Source organism: Pedobacter sandarakinus (assembly GCF_026240095.1).
GTDB lineage: Bacteria > Bacteroidota > Bacteroidia > Sphingobacteriales > Sphingobacteriaceae > Pedobacter > Pedobacter sandarakinus.
Genome location: NZ_JAPIVG010000002.1, coordinates 470,840 through 486,930, shown reverse-complemented (window position 1 = coordinate 486,930; position 16,091 = coordinate 470,840). Strand labels below are relative to the sequence as shown.

Genomic DNA, 16,091 nt, shown 5'->3' with positions numbered 1-16,091 from the left:
CTACAAAATGGAGCCAGGTCATCGTACAAAAATTAAAACAATGATAATGAAAAAACATCTGGGGATCTTACTCATGCTAGCAACGGCCTTTAGTGCCGCGGCTCAAAACAAAAAGGCAGCTAAAGCTGTATCGCAACCCGCATCAATATTTAGTGTGGGAGGCAAAAAAGTTACTATTTATACCACGGCAAATAAGTCTGATTACCGCATTACTAAGACTGGAACATTAACCTTTGTTGATAACAAGCAGCCCTTCGAGACAGAGCCTTGCATCTTTGTAGATCCTACTATTAAATACCAAACACTGGTTGGAATAGGTGGTGCGCTAACCGATGCCTCAGCAGAAACATTTGCTAAACTTTCGAAGAAAAATCAGCAGGAATTACTCACGGCTTACTATTCTCCAGACAAGGGGATAGGCTACACCCTGGCCCGCACGAACATTGCAAGCTGCGATTTCTCTACCGGCAGTTATACCTATGTACAAGATAACGATAAGGATTTGAAAACATTTAGTGTTGCACACGATGAGCAATTCAAAATTCCGCTTATTAAGCAAGCTACGGCAGCAGCAGGTGGTAAACTTCCCCTATATGTAAGTCCATGGTCGCCCCCCGCATGGATGAAAGATAACAACAGCTTATTACAAGGAGGCCACTTATTGCCTGCATACCGTCAAAGCTGGGCAAACCACTATGTTAAATTTATAAAAACCTACGAGGCCATGGGTATTCCAATTTGGGGATTATCCGTTCAAAATGAGCCAATGGCTAAGCAGAAATGGGAATCATGCTTATATACAGCAGAAGAAGAACGCGATTTTATCAAAAATTTTCTGGGTCCAACGTTGCAGAAATCTGGCCTTTCATCTAAAAAATTAATCGCATGGGATCACAACCGCGATCAGATTTTTCAGCGGGCAAGCACTATTTTAAATGATAAAGATGCTGCCAAATATGTTTGGGGCATTGGTTTCCACTGGTATGAAACGTGGACAGGCAGTGATATGCAGTTCGGAAATGTTCGCCAAACGCATGAAGCATATCCAGATAAGGCTTTAATCTTTACTGAAGGTTGCAAAGAAAAATACGATGTAAATAAATTAGACGACTGGACACTAGGTGAACGTTATGGCTACTCGATGATTAACGATTTCAATGCCGGAACCGCTGCCTGGACGGATTGGAATATCCTCCTTGATGAAAATGGCGGACCAAACCATGTGGGTAATTTTTGTTTTGCCCCTGTACACGCCGATGTAAAAAAAGATAAACTCATCTATACAAATGCTTATTACTATATGGGTCATTTTTCTAAATTCATTCGTCCGGGTGCTAAACGCGTGGGCACAGCATCTAGTAGAGATAAATTGGCTTCAACGGCCTTCCTAAATACCGATGGGAAGCTTGTAGTTGTAGTCATGAATCAATCTGATGATAAATTAGATTATAGTTTATGGATTAAAGGAAAAGCGGCCAATACCACCAGCTTACCTCATTCTATTACCACTTTGGTTGTCGAAAATAACTAATTAGTGAGTTGAACCATGAACAGAGATAATGGAATGCTTTTTTCTTTGAAGGATAAAGTTGTAGTGGTAACAGGCGCTACCGGTGTACTTGGCGAAGCCTTTATAAATGGCTTGGCCAGCGCAGAGGCATCGATAGTTGTGATTGGAAGAAATGAAGAGATTGCAAAGTTAAGGGCAGAAGAGGTTAATCTTGCCGGCGGAAAGGCTATGTATATTATTGCAGATGTATTGCAAGAGGAAGCGCTTAGGGATGCAAATAAACGAATCATTGAAACTTTTGGCAAGATCGATGCATTGGTTAATGCCGCCGGTGGCAATGTGAAAGAGGCTGTCATTCAACCAGGAAGCGATATCTTCGATCTCAATATCCCCGCACTGAAACAGGCCTTCGATTTAAATCTTTTTGGCACATTACTTCCAACACAGATTTTTGGGAGGGAAATTGCAAAAAGTGGTGGTGGCAGCATTGTCAACATTTCTTCGGTAACTGCAAGTCAGGCCATCACCCGGGTATTGGGATATTCCATGGCTAAAACTGCAATAGATTCTTATACCAAATGGATGGCTGTGGAGTTGGCCGCTCGATATGGCGATAAGATCAGGATGAACGCTATTGTTCCTGGATTTTTCATCACTAACCAAAACCGTGCACTTCTAACCAATGAAGACGGCTCGCTTACATCGAGGGGTGATGCTATCATTGGAAAAACGCCGTTTAAACGATTTGGAGACCCCAAAGAATTGATTGGCGCACTGATTTATCTGTTAAGTGATGCCTCAAAATTTGTAAATGGAACCAGCATTACCGTTGATGGTGGGTTTTGCGCTTATTCCGGAGTTTAAGGTAACCTAATGAAAGATCGGGCTTAGCAAATTGCCATAAATTTCTTTACCATTTAATTTACTAATGAATAATGAAATATAAAAAACTTGAACAAACCTGGCGTTGGTATGGTCCAAACGATCCGGTAAGCTTGCAGGATGTTAAACAAGCTGGTGCGACAGGGGTTGTTTCTGCCTTGCATCATATTGCCCATGGAGAAGTTTGGCCACTTGCCGATATCCAGGAGCGCAAGAACATTATCGAGGCCGCGGGTTTAACCTGGTCGGTGGTGGAGAGTGTACCTGTACACGAGGCTATCAAAACCAGGAGTGAAGGCGTAGATCGACTTTTGGATAACTATCGCATCACACTAAAAAACTTATCCGCCTGCGGTATAAAAACGGTTTGTTATAATTTCATGCCCGTTTTAGATTGGACACGTACCCAACTTGATCTGGAAATGAAAGATGGATCCAAGGCGTTGTACTTTAATTGGATCGATCTGGCTATATTCGACATCCATATTTTAAAACGCGAGGAAGCTTCGCATGATTATCCGGATTCTGTTCTAGCAAGAGCCGAAGCCAAATACAGCACCTTATCTGAAGCTGCACTTACGGCACTTCGGATAAACGTTCTGATGGGCATTCCAAATGAAAAGGAAATAGAATTAGAGACATTAAGAAATAGCATAAATACCTATAAATCACTTGGGGCAGAGGGTTTAAAAGAAAATTTGAAATTTTTTCTTTCTGCTATCGCGGATGTGTGTACAGAGGAAGGCATCAAAATGACCATTCACCCCGATGATCCGCCCTATCCAATACTTGGATTACCACGCATTGCCAGCACGCTCGAAGATTTTAAATATATTATGGGTGCGGTTAATCAGTCTTTCAATGGTGTTTGTTTTTGTACAGGATCTCTGGGTGCTGGCGTGGAGAATAATGCCCTTGAAATTTTCCATGCAGTTAAAAGCCGCGTTTATTTTGCTCATTTACGCAATGTAACCAAAGATGAAGACGGTAGTTTCTACGAAGCTGATCATTTAGGTGGTGATGTAAATATGTACGAGATTATGAAAGCACTTTCAGAAGAAAATTCACTGAGGGAAGAGGCGATCCCTTTTCGACCGGACCATGGTCATCAAATGCTAGATGATTTGAATAAGCACAGCAATCCAGGCTACTCGGCCATTGGTAGGCTGCGTGGATTAGCAGAGTTACGCGGCTTGGAACTTGGTGTAACGGGGAATTATTAAACGCGAAACAATACTGCAGGATAGACATCGCCATCCTGATTTTCTATAATATGATGTTAGGCTGTTGACTTAAATTATTCAGGCTGTCAAGTCAGCAGCCCTATATTTCTGGCTATTTTGCACCATTCAATGCTTGTGGCTTGAAATTTGTTTCCTTTAAAACATGGAACCACAATCACATCCCGAAAAAAAAATACTAAAGCCGAGTGTAATTCATGAAGACCTGCCAGAAGTCAAAAAACCAGAACACTTGCGCAAAACAGTAAGTAAACATGATGATTTATTACCTGAAAATCCAGAGAGAAATTATCACCACGAAGAGTCTAAGACCTTGTCTTCCAGTCATGATGAAGTTCGCCATGCCGACGATGACGTCTGGAATGGGGAAGATGCTTAGCTGAAAAATTTTTGAGAATAGAAAGGTAAGTTGTTCTGGTTTGCGCTCGCAGATTTGAGGTTAATAGTGTTCTACACCCAAACATTAATTCAACATTTAAATTGGGTGATGATAATTTTACGCCTTATAGTTACACTAAAGAAACCAGAACTGAGCTGAAATAAAAAAAGCTTCTAGTGTTAACTAAAAGCCTTTATAAAGTACCCCGGAAGGGATTCGAACCCCTGACCCACGGTTTAGAAAACCGTTGCTCTATCCAACTGAGCTACCGAGGCTCATTTTTTAATGAGCTGCAAATATAGAAGTTCTATTTATAAAGCGAAAATATATTTTAAAGAAATTCTATCCAATTTAGGGTGTTTTAAATAACGACTTCACAATTAACTAATTACCCAAACTACAATTTTTGCATATTCCCGAAACAATCAGATCCATATGGTTTATTTTAAAGCCTTTTTCGATGTTTAAGAGTGGAATAGTCACATCATCCAAACAATAAACCTTTAAACATTGGTTGCAGTTGAAATGTACATGCTCATCATGGTGCTCATGTTCGGTACAGGAATTAGAACAAATTGCATAGTTAGCTGTACCGTGGTTATCTAAAATGCGGTGGATAATGCCTTTCTCCTCGAAAGTTTTTAAGATACGATATAGTGTAACTCGATCAATGTTTTTACCAACCAGGCTTTCTAAATAAGGTTGGGAAGTGGCCGATTCACGATTGGATAAAATGCTCAAAACCTGCAAGCGTGCACCAGTTCTTTTAAGACTATTTTTCACCAGCAGATGCTCGTACGCTTTTATTTTTTCTTCTTCCATAATACAAAATTAAATAATCACTCGGGCATTTATAAGTGCAACTGGCGGTGCCTCGCTGGCACTTGTATTTGCCAGATCCAAGGTGCCTTTTACATGAACGGGCCTGTTTGTAAAATCAATAGTGTGGTTTAGCTTAACCAAAATCATAATTGGCACTCCATTTTTACCGCAAAAATAACACTGGTTAATGGGTAAGGTTGCCAGTAAAAACTCCTGGTGTTTCTTAGCAGCTTTCATTGGAATTATGTATCCACGTAAATCAAATTCGCGATGATGGAAACGCTTAATGGTGGCTCCATATACAGGTAGAAGCTCATTGTTTTCGGTAAGTTCAAATTTCACAGAACCGATTACATCCCAGTTCAAAGAAGTAATCTGATCACTGGTTCGATGTACCTTTTTCTGCGAAAAAACAAAGCCGGGTGATAACAAGCAAACTATCCATACAAGTTTTTTCATTGAATTTGTTTTGCATCTAATAAAAAGAAATCAGAACGGTTATCACCAGTGGTATTAATAACAAATTTCCCTTTAATTTTAATCGGCTTATCTGTAAATGGAATGGCTGATGCCATTTTAACCTCAATCATCGAAGGGATATCACCAGTTCCACAAAAGGGGCATGATTCTATTGGCACAATGGAGAGCATAAACTCAGAAAATTTTGCACCAACTTTTGTTGGATATATATAACCCGGAAGCTCAATAACCTTGTTATTTATCGCCATCAGTTCAGGTGGAAATATACTAATCCATTTTAGCGGCTTTACCTGCTTGTCGTAACGCAGCCCAATTAGGTTCCAGTTTGGCGTACGCATATCTTTGTGTACGGCCACCTGCCCGTTGGCTTTATTGAAACTAATTAATATTACGAAGGCGAAAAAAAAGTATCTCATCTATTTATCTTTTGAAAGTGTTTTGGCAATATCAACTTGGTAGGTTTGCAGTGCGGGGATAATCGCTGCAACAACGCCAATACCAATGCCAGCAAGAATAAGGTACAGCTCATCAGCAACAAAATATATCCCGGTTAATTTAGCCTGCGATGATTCCTGATAGTGTCCGATGAGTGATAGCGCTAGGTGACCAATTACTAAACCGAATAAGGCACCAATAATGGTAATCAATAAGCCTTCGAGCATCACCAGAAAAAAAACTTTGCTTTTTGATGCACCGAGGCAACGCAAAATAGCGAGGTCATATTTTTTTTCTTTCATGGCATTATACATGCTGATGAATACACTAAACGCCGAAATACCCATAATTAATATGGCAAACCACTTCAATGTTTCTACACCTACACCTATAAGAGAGAACAATCGGGCACTTTCCATCGCAGGCGAGGCAGCCTGCATGTTTGTGCTTTGGTTTACCAATCTTGGGAAAATGACAACAGACATAGGTGAACGGTACTGTATTAACAAAGCTGTAATTTCCCTTCCTGCAGTTTCCCCTGGTTTTTCTATTTTCGACACTTCATGGCGTTGCTCGGGTTCGTGCATTTGGTAAATGCTACCCATGTTGGTTAATATTAAATTATCGGTGACATTTCCCTGGGGTGATAAGATTCCGGTTACCAAATAGGCGTGATCCTTATGCTCATCGCTTGCATCGCTCAATCCGTGTGCTCCATAAAACTTATCTCCAACTTTAAGTTTTAACTCCCGGGCAGCATCAAATCCCAGAGTGGCCTCCAAATCAGCTTTCCAAAATCGGCCACTATTCAATTTAAGGCCATAAAGGCCGATAAAAGATGTATCGGTACCCACAATTCGATAGCCTTGGTAGTTATCGCCGAGGCCAAGTGGAACGGCACGTTTAACCATCGGATTATTCATGAGCTCCTGCGCATCTTCGGCAGGAATATTGCCAGTCGGAAAATCGATATGGTAAATGCTGCTTAAAATAAGCTGTAGCGGACTTCCTTTAGCGCCCACCACCAAATCTATATCTTTCGAATTGCTTTCTAATTTATTGCCGATCTGGGTAGAAGCCAAAAAAAGAATGGATAAAATACCTACACCGAAGGCTACCAAAACCACATTTAAAAAAGTGGTGAGTCTATTTCTCGATAAGTTCTTAGCACTTAGTTTTAGGATATTCATTATAGTAAGTATTCTTTGCTTAATCTGTTTCTAACTCTCGTATCATGGGTAGCTACAATGAGCGATGCATTGCTTGCAGCAGCTTGTGTGGTAATAAGCGATATTACGTTTTCGGCATTTGCGTCGTCTAAGCTAGAAGTTGGCTCATCTGCAATAAGTACCGAAGGGTTGTTTACCAAAGCCCTGGCAATAGACACCCGCTGTAACTGGCCCTGACTCAATTCATCTGAATATCTACTGGCCTTATCAGCAAGACCTAATCGATCTAAAAGTGCCATGATTGTTTCCTTGTGAATAGTTAAACCGGCCATAGAATTGGCAATAGCCACATTGTCGTAAATGTTCAGGCTTTTTATTAAATGTGGCCGCTGAAAAATAATCCCAATCTTCCGACCTCTAAATTTGTCCATCTTTTTTGTGGAAAGTTGATAGAGGTTGGTGCCATCTATTTGCACTTCACCTTTTGTGGGGCTGAGCAAACCGGATATAATATTTAATAGCGTACTTTTTCCGCTACCGGATGCGCCCAATAATAGCCACTGCTCTCGATCCTGAATTTCCCAGTCAGCAAAGCTTAAGTCGGGGTTAGTACCGTAACGATGTACTAAAGATTTAATTTTTATCATAGTTTTTTTTTGATCTCGAAACTATATTTTTGATGGCATACTTACGGTAGATTTCTTTGCCATCATTGGTATAGTGCCTGCATGCTGGATTCAGAAAGCTAATAAAGGTTAATGCAAAAGCAAATAGTAATTTTATTTTTCTTGGCATGTTTACAAAGATAGAATCCTTTTTTTGTTGCAACAAAGTTGAGTTAATATTGATACATTGGCATTCATTAGTTAAAATTTATGATCGGGCATGCCTGCATGTTTTGCTCAGTTTTAAGTTTACCAGATGGGCAATAGCGATACAAATCCCACCAATTGGGATGAGAATGGGTTCTAAAGCTTCAATAGTTGGCACATGACCCGCTCCAATGAGTGTAAAACCGACAATTAAAATCACAATCGGCTTAGGGTTTTGATGAACATTGCTGTAGCTTTTGGCCAATGACCATATCCCCAGGATAATTGAAAGACCAATCATCGCAATCTCGAAATGTATATCTGAAAGAAATCCTATGCCCCAAAATGGCAGAACAGTTATTACGAATGGTATCGCTGCGCAGTGGATGGCACATGCAGTTGATGCGGCAATACCAAATTTGTCTAAGCAAAGGTACTTGAGGTTCTTCATATTTTGATTTTAAGCCTCAAATATAAACGCAATCAAGTTGCATTTGAAATTTATTTTTTATTTAATTACGCATCATGGCTTTCGAATGATCTTTAGGCTGATAAAAAATAATATTTGATTTATATAAAAATAAATTTAGATTTGTCTAAATATTAATTTAGATATTTCTTTGTTTATGAAAACAATCTTAATCTTAACACTTTTATCCTTACTATCATATCGTGGATACAGTCAACAGTACATGATCTATGGACAGGTAAGGGGAGCAAATATCCCTCTGGAAGGGATTAATATTAAAGTTAAAGGGCAAGGAATATCCGTCAAATCGAATGTGTTAGGTAAGTATCGCATTGGCACGAATAGCAGCTCAGAAATAGAATTGCAATTTTCTGGTGTTGGATATCATAGCAAGAATCTAAAACTTAAAGTATTTTCAGATAGCCTGTTGCAAGATATGGAATTGATGCCTCAAACCTCCACCTTGAATGATGTGGTCATAACTGGTGTAAGCCGGGCAACGCAGTTAAGAAAGAGTCCAATCCCAATCGCCGTGCTCTCCAAGAAAACAATGGATCAAAATGTTAATACCAATCTCATTGAAGCAATTGTTAAAGGTGTGCCTGGTGTTACCGCGGTAACTACGGGACCAAATGTTTCCAAACCCTTCATCCGCGGGCTTGGCTATAATCGTGTGCTTACAATGTACGACGGCTTACGACAGGAAGGCCAGCAATGGGGAGATGAACATGGAATTGAAGTAGATGAATATGGCGTAGGTAGGGCAGAGGTGGTTAAGGGTCCTGCAAGTTTAACCTATGGCTCAGATGCATTGGCTGGTGTGGTTAATATGATTCCAACAAACCCGGATTTTGAAGGCAAAACATTAAAAGGCGATTTCACCTCCAACTACCAAACAAATAATGGATTACTTGGGGCTTCTTTGGGTTTGGCTTACCTTAAAAATAATTGGAAATACACGTTCCGAACCACAGGAAGAATGGCGCATGCCTACCAAAACCGTGCTGACGGGTATGTTTATGGTACAGCATTCAAAGAGTATAACCTGTCTGCCAGTGCAAGGGTAGACAAAGTGTGGGGGTTTTCTAAAACAGCCGTTACATACTATGATAATATGATGGAAATTCCGGATGGCAGTCGCGATTCGGTTTCCAGAAGATTTACTAAACAAATTCTGGATGATGGCGATGATATTAAAAACAGACCAATTGTAGGTGGCGACGCATTAAGTAGTTACAAAATAAATCCCTTGCATCAGCACATTCAGCATTTTAGGCTTTATAATACCAGTCAGTTCAAATTTAAAAATAGCGACTTAAATGTACTTATAGGCGCCCAACAAAGTATTAGAAGAGAATATAACCATCCAACATTACCTTCTCAATCAGGGCTACACGTAATACTGAATACTTTAAACTACGATCTGAAATACAATCTTCCAAATTTCTCCGGAATAGAAAGTACTGTAGGGATAAATGGAATGTTTCAAGGCAACAGAAGTAAAGATGCTACAGACTTTCCCATTCCAAATTACAGCTTATTTGATATTGGTGGATTTTATTTTGCAAAGAAGGAAGTTGGAAAACTTGCGGTTTCAGGCGGCATCAGGTTCGATCGAAGGAATACCCGTTGGGATAATTTTTACGTTGGCGTAAATCCAGCTACGGGGTTTGGGCAACAAGTTAATGGATCTGTTAGCAATGCCCAACTGCAGTTTCCAGCATTTAATAAAAATTTTTATGGCGTGTCTGGGAGTCTCGGCATCACTTACAACCTTACCGAGAAGCTACTTTTCAAAGCGAATATTGCTCGGGGGTATCGGGCCCCTAATATCAACGAAATTGGCGCCAATGGTTTGGATCCCGGCGCACACATTGTGTACCTCGGCAACCGTAATTTTAAACCAGAGTTTAATTTGCAGGAAGATTTTGGTTTACTTGCATATTTGCAGGATGTAGATTTAAGCGTGGAAGTCTTTAATAACAACATTCAAAACTATATCTATCAATCGAGATTAAGTGATGAGAACGGACAGCCGGTAATAATTGTTCCTGGCAATTTAACCTATCAGTATCAGCAAGCTACAGCCAAGCTTTACGGATTTGAATTTAGTGCTAATGTTCATCCCCAAGGTGCAAAGTGGCTTAATTTTAATAATAGTATGGCCTACGTCATTGGTTTGAATACCAACAAACAATCGTTGCTGGAGAATGGTGAAGCGGCAAAGTATCTACCATTTATACCTCCATTTCAGGTTCGCTCCGAGTTAAAAATTACCGCTCAAAAACCGATTTCATTTTTTAGCCAACCTTATGTAAAGGTTGATGTGACAGCTTTTGCCAATCAGAATAAGTTCTATGCCCTGGATGAAACAGAAAGCTTCACTTCGGGTTATGCCTTATTAAACGCTGGGCTTGGGTCTACTATAAAACAAAGTAGTGGCAAAGTCTTGATGGATCTTTTTATCCAAGTCGACAATATCTTCAATAAAAGCTATCAGTCTCACCTGAACCGATTGAAGTATTTCGAATACTATCAGAATGTACCAAATGGGCGCTCTGGTATTTTTAACATGGGCAGAAACATAAGTTTTAAGGCAATCTTTCCGTTTTAGTGCAGCAATATTTTAAATTTACTTCATGGAAGAATCATTAAGTGAACAGCGTTTAAATCTATTACGCCAATCTATAGGGCAGCCAATAACCGATTCACCGTCTAATTTTATGAACTGGTTGGCACCTGTTTTGGTGAATGCAGGTTATGGAATATTAGTTTGTAAGTATTTGATTAGAAAAGAGATGACTAATCCATATCAGATCTTACACGGTGGAGTTACTGCAGGCATTATAGACGACTTGATCGGTGCTACGGTTTACACTATGGGGCTGAACCATCGTTACACCACAATAAACAATTATATCGACTATTTTGCCCCTGCAGCAGAAGGCGATGAAATTGTAGCGGAGACAGCAATTGTGAAACACGGAAAAACCATATTGAATTTACAGTGTGAAATATATTTACCTTCAAAAAAACGTTTAATAGCTAAAGGTTATTCGAATATGTTAAACATAGGTTAAGCTATTTTTACCGGTTTTATAATTATTTATTAATTTGTTAAAACCAACGAAACATTCTCGATTATACTTTGTTGTAATTTAACCAAAAATATAATGAGCCATGTTAGAAAATTATTCAACCCTGCAATTTATTGTTAGAGGCAAGATTTTTAACGGATTTTGCATGCGCATTCAAGACGATTTTCATGAAACCTACGCTGTAGTTTTAGATGGTTACCATTCTTTCTGTATTTGGTTAGATAACAGGAATGAAAAGTGGTGTGCCTCAAAAAATGCTGCAATAGATCCTGATGCAATTGACGAAATTATCAGCCGGATTTCTTTTCCGGTTTCCTAAACATCAGCTGCCTAAATGCATTACTTATTTATTCTTCGATTATCCGAAGAATAAATAAGCTAATCCTATAGCTGTACATACGCCTACGAGGTCGGCAAGCAGCATGGCGCCAACTGCATATCTGGTATTTTTTATGCTTACAGAACCAAAATATACGGCAATAACATAAAATGTTGTATCCGATGCGCCTTGGAATATGCCCGATAATTTACTGGCAAAAGAATCAGCACCATAAGCGGTCATTGTATCAACCATCATTCCCCTAGCAGCACCACCACTAAGTGGCCTTATGAGTGCCGTTGGCAGGGCTTCTACAAAACGGGTATCGGCACCGATCATTACAAACAAATTTTTTATTCCAAGGATCACTACATCAAAGGTTCCACTTGTACGCAGCATGCTTATAGCTACCAGCATGCCCACAAGGTAAGGAATGATTTTAATGGCTGTTTCGAAGCCATTTTTTGCGCCATCGATAAAAGCATCAAACACATCAATTTTTTTATAAATGCCGCCTGAAACAATTAGCAAAAACACCAATAGAATTAATCCATTACTTAGCATTCCTGAAAAGGATCGAATGCCATCAGCATCTAAGGAGGTTACATAAACTACCAGCAAGGCGATAATCAAAGAAATTCCAAAAATCCACGACAAAATAACGGGTTGGAAAAGATTTATTTTTTGTCTTATTGATACAATCAACATTGCAGCCATTGTGCCTACGAAAGTCACAATTAAACAAGGAATGAAAACATCTGTCGGATCAGAAGCATTTTGGGATGCTCTAATGGCAATAACGCTTACAGGAATAAGGCTTAAGCCGGCAGCATGCAAGCAAAGAAACATTATTTGCGAATTACTGGCGGTATCTTTACTTGGATTAAGTTCTTGTAAACTTTCCATAGCCTTTAAGCCAAAGGGTGTGGCAGCATTATCAAGCCCCAATAAGTTAGCCGAAAAATTCATAATCATGTGTCCCATCGAAGGGTGTCCCTTCGGTATTTCGGGGAAAAGCTTTGAGAAAAAAGGTCCCACAATTCTTGATAACAGGCGAATACCACCAGCTCTTTCAGCAATACTCATAAAGCCCATAAATAACGCCAATATGCCGATTAGCTTTAGGCACAATTCTACCGATGTCCAGCAGGTTTCGATAATTCCGTTAACCTTAGTTAAATTGGTTGGATCATCTGCTTTACCAATAACCATCCAGCTAAAGACCTCGGTCTGTCCAAAGAAAATACACTTAACCGCTGCCACTAGGATGGCTACAATAATAAATGCCGACCAAATTCTACTTAATGCCATAAATAAGTGTTGTTTTTTCTGATGCGTGAAAATAGGGTTTTTACATCTAACTCCATAGTTCTAAAATCAAAGTATATCTAAACGGTTGCTAGATGTATGATAAAAGAAAAGCCCATCGGTTTAGCAGACGCTAAAGGCGATGAGCTTTTCGAAAAAAATTACCAATATTATGGTTTATCGTCAGTTAGCTCGAATCCCCAGGTTTTCCCTTTTTCGGTCGCTGGAATGCCAACCGTCATCCATATCGGTGCTTTAGCCCCTTTTAGGTAGTAATCAAAGAACTGCTGTTCCCGGATTTGAATATCCTTACGGTTTTGGCGTTGCACTAAATTGTGTGCTTCTCCATTGTAATTAAGCATCCACACTGGTTTTCCCAATCTGCGTAAACCTGTAAACATTTCTATACCTTGGTACCAAGGCACAGCACCATCAGCATCGTTAGCCATTACAACTACAGGTGTGTTTACTTTCGGGAACATAAAAAGTGGAGAATTTTCTATGTACAATTCTGGTTTTTCCCAAAGCGTTGCACCGATGCGACTTTGAGTTTTTTCATATTGGAATTGGCGGTTCATCCCACTTTCCCAACGGATGCCTCCGTAGGCCGATGTCATATTAGCTACAGGTGCGCCAGCCCACGCAGCCGCGTACATATTATTCTGGGTAATCAAATAGGCAACCTGATAGCCACCCCAACTTTGTCCCTGAATGCCGATTTTGGTTCCGTCTACCCAGTTATTTTTCTTTAAACTTTCTACACCAGAATTGATAAATTCTACTGCAGATTGGCCAGGATAACCTGTTTGGTAACTGATATCCGGAGCAAAAACCAAGTAGCCATTACTCACAAAAAAAGAAATGTTTAAACGCGATGGGGTAGGTGCAGGCGCTTGATAGCTGTATAACCCATCTGATAGTTTTTCGTAGAAATAAGCAATCATTGGATATTTCTTGTTGGGATCGAAGTTCTCTGGCTTGTATAAAATCCCTTCAGCCTTAAAGCCTTTTGGTGTGGTCCATTTAACCAGTTCTGCCGTACCCCAATTATAGTTCTGTTGTTGTGGATTTGTATTACTGAGTCTAGTTTCGCTCTTAAAATCGCTGGTTACGTATACATCTGGAGATTGTACATAGTTGCCTTTATCGTAAATGTAAACCGGAGCATCTTTGGCTTTAAGCAGGTTAGAATATTTCATCTTTGCCATAACCACTAATTCTGGTGCCTTTACCGAACCAATATTAGTACGATAAAAACCATTTTCTTTGGTGATGTTATTGAACCCATTTAACCATACAAGTTCGTTAGCTTTTACAAACTTGCCGTCTCCATTTCTCCCAGTTCTATTTTCTTGGTCTGTCCGTTCATATCTGAAAGTAATGTTGTTCGATCTGCCAAAACCTGCAGTAATATTTTTGGCTGCTGATTTACCATCTGGAGAGAACGACCAAATATCGTATCTATCATTTAACAACACCGCTTTATCATCCTCTGTCCACGTTGCTATACCATAAGCTGATGGTAAATCTGGCACGTCGTTTTCTTCATCAACAAATTTAATGTTTAAGCTTTCGGTAAGCGCTACAATTTTGCCAGATGCTACGTTATAAGTATACCAATTTGCATTTTTCCTATCAAAGTACAAAACATAATTACCCTTTGGAGAGGCCATGGCATAGCCGTTTAACTCGGAAATGATCTTTTTACGCTGGCCGGTCTTCGTATCAACTGTATAGTAATCTTTTGTAGTTGCACCACTCCACTGCGATTCAATTCTTCTGCCAAAATCTGTCGAAGCCAATACAAATCCTGCATCCCCTTCTGCAACCATATTTGCATCCGGAACATTCAAGTCAGTTAATGGAATCACTTTTGGATCGCTGCTGTAAACATCAATAACCGATAAATAGCTTTTCTTACTATCCCGATCGGCATTTTTAAGCTGCATAGGCTGTAAGTAATCATCCTTGTAATTCCATACATCAACTTTTGCAACCTCAAAATCTACAATTGTAGTGTCTTTTGGCTTTTTAACAGGTGATATTCCGAAAAATAATTTTTTTCCATCTTTACTAAACGATACTCGTCCATCACCATTTACAGACCAGTTTTGCGGTAATCCAGGCATGTCGTAATCCACAATCGTTTGCGCCGTATCCAAGGTTAGCGAGCTGTAGTAAACATTATAATTTTTTATCTCTTGCTTTTCAGGACTTTGCTCGCCAACAAAGGCCAGGTGCTCACCATCTTCATCGAAGGTAAAGTTTTTGAAATTGCCTTTGCCTTTTACAAGGGTTTTAAGCGTGCCTTTTTCAGTATCGAGCAGGAAAACGCCTTGTGGTGCATTCTTATCTTTCTTAGATCCACTGCAAGCAAAAATAAGCTGCTTTCCGTTCTTGCTAAAAGCATAGTCTGTTACGAATTTGTAGGTTTTTTCAGTTCCCAATAACAAATTTCTAACCACCATTTCTGTACCTTCCTCTGTTTTTCCTTTTGCTACTGGCTCGTCGTCAGCAAAGTCCATATCTAAATCTTTTTTCTCTGCTGGCCTAGTTATTTTCTTAGCCGTATCTGGTTTTTCGAATAGATAGGCAAATAATCCATTACCTTCTTCAGGAAATTTGAATGATTTTACGCGTGGAACTTTGGTTATCGTATTTGTTGTCAGGTTGGCAATACCCAAAGAGTCTTTAGGCATTTCATCCGATTTTTTCTTTTTGATTTTTGCGTTGCGAAGATCCTTATTCAAAGGACGAATCGTAAAAACAGCAAATTTAGAATCGTTGCTAAACTGGGCATTCATGCCACGTGCGATATTAAGTTTAGCACTTGTCTTGAGGTTGTTAATATAAAGCTGGGCATCACCTTCTTGTTGCAAGATGCTGTACACTGCCCATTGACCATTATTTGAAAGTTGCTTAGCACCCACAGACTCCCAGGTGTCATACACCGAGTGATCTAAAGGTTTTTTCTGTGCATAAGCAAGGTTGACAACGAAAAACAGGATAATTGTTAATCTCTTTTGCATTTTTTATGAATGAATTAATTTGTTGGTTTAATTTAATCTTCTAAAATTGGAATTTTCTCCTTGATTTAAAAGCTTGTATGCCAAATATTACAATTGCCGAGAGCGATTTAGATCATCTTTAGCAAAAAAAATCCCCGA

The 16,091-nt window shown here is 39.5% G+C and carries 15 protein-coding genes and 1 tRNA gene; 7 read left to right on the top strand and 9 right to left on the bottom strand.

The genetic code is table 11. The annotated features are described in order from the left end of the window. Window positions 1–46 precede the first annotated feature (46 nt). From OQ268_RS07780 to OQ268_RS07765, 4 genes are all read left to right on the top strand, one after another. Window positions 47–1,531, top strand: coding sequence for a glycoside hydrolase family 30 protein (locus tag OQ268_RS07780; protein WP_265855552.1), 1,485 nt, complete (start codon window positions 47–49; stop codon window positions 1,529–1,531). Between the two features lie 15 nt (window positions 1,532–1,546). After that, the gene (locus tag OQ268_RS07775) at window positions 1,547–2,374 is read left to right on the top strand and encodes an SDR family oxidoreductase (protein WP_265855551.1); all 828 of its coding nucleotides are present in this window, start codon (window positions 1,547–1,549) and stop codon (window positions 2,372–2,374) included. 71 nt (window positions 2,375–2,445) lie between these two features. Continuing rightward, the gene (gene uxuA, locus OQ268_RS07770) at window positions 2,446–3,615 is read left to right on the top strand and encodes a mannonate dehydratase (protein ID WP_265855550.1); all 1,170 of its coding nucleotides are present in this window, start codon (window positions 2,446–2,448) and stop codon (window positions 3,613–3,615) included. A gap of 163 nt (window positions 3,616–3,778) precedes the next feature. Further along, window positions 3,779–4,012 carry a hypothetical protein gene (locus OQ268_RS07765; RefSeq protein WP_265855549.1) on the top strand — a complete coding sequence of 78 codons (234 nt, stop codon included), beginning with the start codon at window positions 3,779–3,781 and terminating at the stop codon, window positions 4,010–4,012. 201 nt (window positions 4,013–4,213) lie between these two features. Here OQ268_RS07765 and OQ268_RS07760 read toward each other — a convergent pair. The 7 genes from OQ268_RS07760 to OQ268_RS07730 form a co-directional block, all read right to left on the bottom strand. Next, window positions 4,214–4,287: transfer RNA gene (locus OQ268_RS07760), tRNA-Arg, on the bottom strand. A gap of 109 nt (window positions 4,288–4,396) precedes the next feature. After that, window positions 4,397–4,834, bottom strand: coding sequence for a Fur family transcriptional regulator (locus tag OQ268_RS07755; RefSeq protein WP_265855548.1), 438 nt, complete (start codon window positions 4,832–4,834; stop codon window positions 4,397–4,399). Window positions 4,835–4,843: 9 nt separating this feature from the next. Further along, window positions 4,844–5,293: a hypothetical protein gene (locus OQ268_RS07750; protein WP_265855546.1), complete on the bottom strand. Its 450-nt coding sequence runs from the start codon at window positions 5,291–5,293 to the stop codon at window positions 4,844–4,846. Further along, window positions 5,290–5,730, bottom strand: a complete 441-nt coding sequence (locus OQ268_RS07745) for a hypothetical protein (RefSeq protein ID WP_265855545.1) — start codon at window positions 5,728–5,730, stop codon at window positions 5,290–5,292. The genes OQ268_RS07750 and OQ268_RS07745 overlap by 4 nt, the downstream gene beginning before the upstream one ends. Continuing rightward, a complete protein-coding gene (locus tag OQ268_RS07740) occupies window positions 5,731–6,939 on the bottom strand; it encodes an ABC transporter permease (protein WP_265855544.1) in 1,209 nt (402 codons plus the stop codon). After that, on the bottom strand, window positions 6,939–7,565 hold the full coding sequence (locus OQ268_RS07735; protein ID WP_265855543.1) for an ABC transporter ATP-binding protein: 627 nt from the start codon (window positions 7,563–7,565) through the stop codon (window positions 6,939–6,941). The genes OQ268_RS07740 and OQ268_RS07735 overlap by 1 nt, the downstream gene beginning before the upstream one ends. 226 nt (window positions 7,566–7,791) lie before the next feature. Further along, window positions 7,792–8,181: a MerC domain-containing protein gene (locus tag OQ268_RS07730; protein WP_265855542.1), complete on the bottom strand. Its 390-nt coding sequence runs from the start codon at window positions 8,179–8,181 to the stop codon at window positions 7,792–7,794. 175 nt (window positions 8,182–8,356) lie between these two features. Here OQ268_RS07730 and OQ268_RS07725 point away from each other — a divergent pair, with 175 nt between their 5' ends. The 3 genes from OQ268_RS07725 to OQ268_RS07715 all read left to right on the top strand — a co-directional run bounded on the left by OQ268_RS07725 (window position 8,357) and on the right by OQ268_RS07715 (window position 11,616). Next, window positions 8,357–10,813: a TonB-dependent receptor gene (locus OQ268_RS07725; protein WP_265855541.1), complete on the top strand. Its 2,457-nt coding sequence runs from the start codon at window positions 8,357–8,359 to the stop codon at window positions 10,811–10,813. Window positions 10,814–10,838: 25 nt separating this feature from the next. After that, window positions 10,839–11,279 (top strand): PaaI family thioesterase, encoded by a 441-nt coding sequence (locus OQ268_RS07720; protein WP_265855540.1) that lies wholly within the window; start codon window positions 10,839–10,841, stop codon window positions 11,277–11,279. A 163-nt stretch (window positions 11,280–11,442) separates the two neighbouring features. After that, the gene (locus OQ268_RS07715) at window positions 11,443–11,616 is read left to right on the top strand and encodes a hypothetical protein (protein ID WP_265855539.1); all 174 of its coding nucleotides are present in this window, start codon (window positions 11,443–11,445) and stop codon (window positions 11,614–11,616) included. Window positions 11,617–11,655: 39 nt separating this feature from the next. On the opposite strand, the gene OQ268_RS07710 is transcribed toward OQ268_RS07715, so the two are convergent. Continuing rightward, window positions 11,656–12,927 (bottom strand): nucleoside recognition domain-containing protein, encoded by a 1,272-nt coding sequence (locus OQ268_RS07710; RefSeq protein ID WP_265855538.1) that lies wholly within the window; start codon window positions 12,925–12,927, stop codon window positions 11,656–11,658. Between the two features lie 167 nt (window positions 12,928–13,094). Continuing rightward, window positions 13,095–15,953: a S9 family peptidase gene (locus OQ268_RS07705; RefSeq protein WP_265855537.1), complete on the bottom strand. Its 2,859-nt coding sequence runs from the start codon at window positions 15,951–15,953 to the stop codon at window positions 13,095–13,097. Window positions 15,954–16,091: the final 138 nt, after the last annotated feature.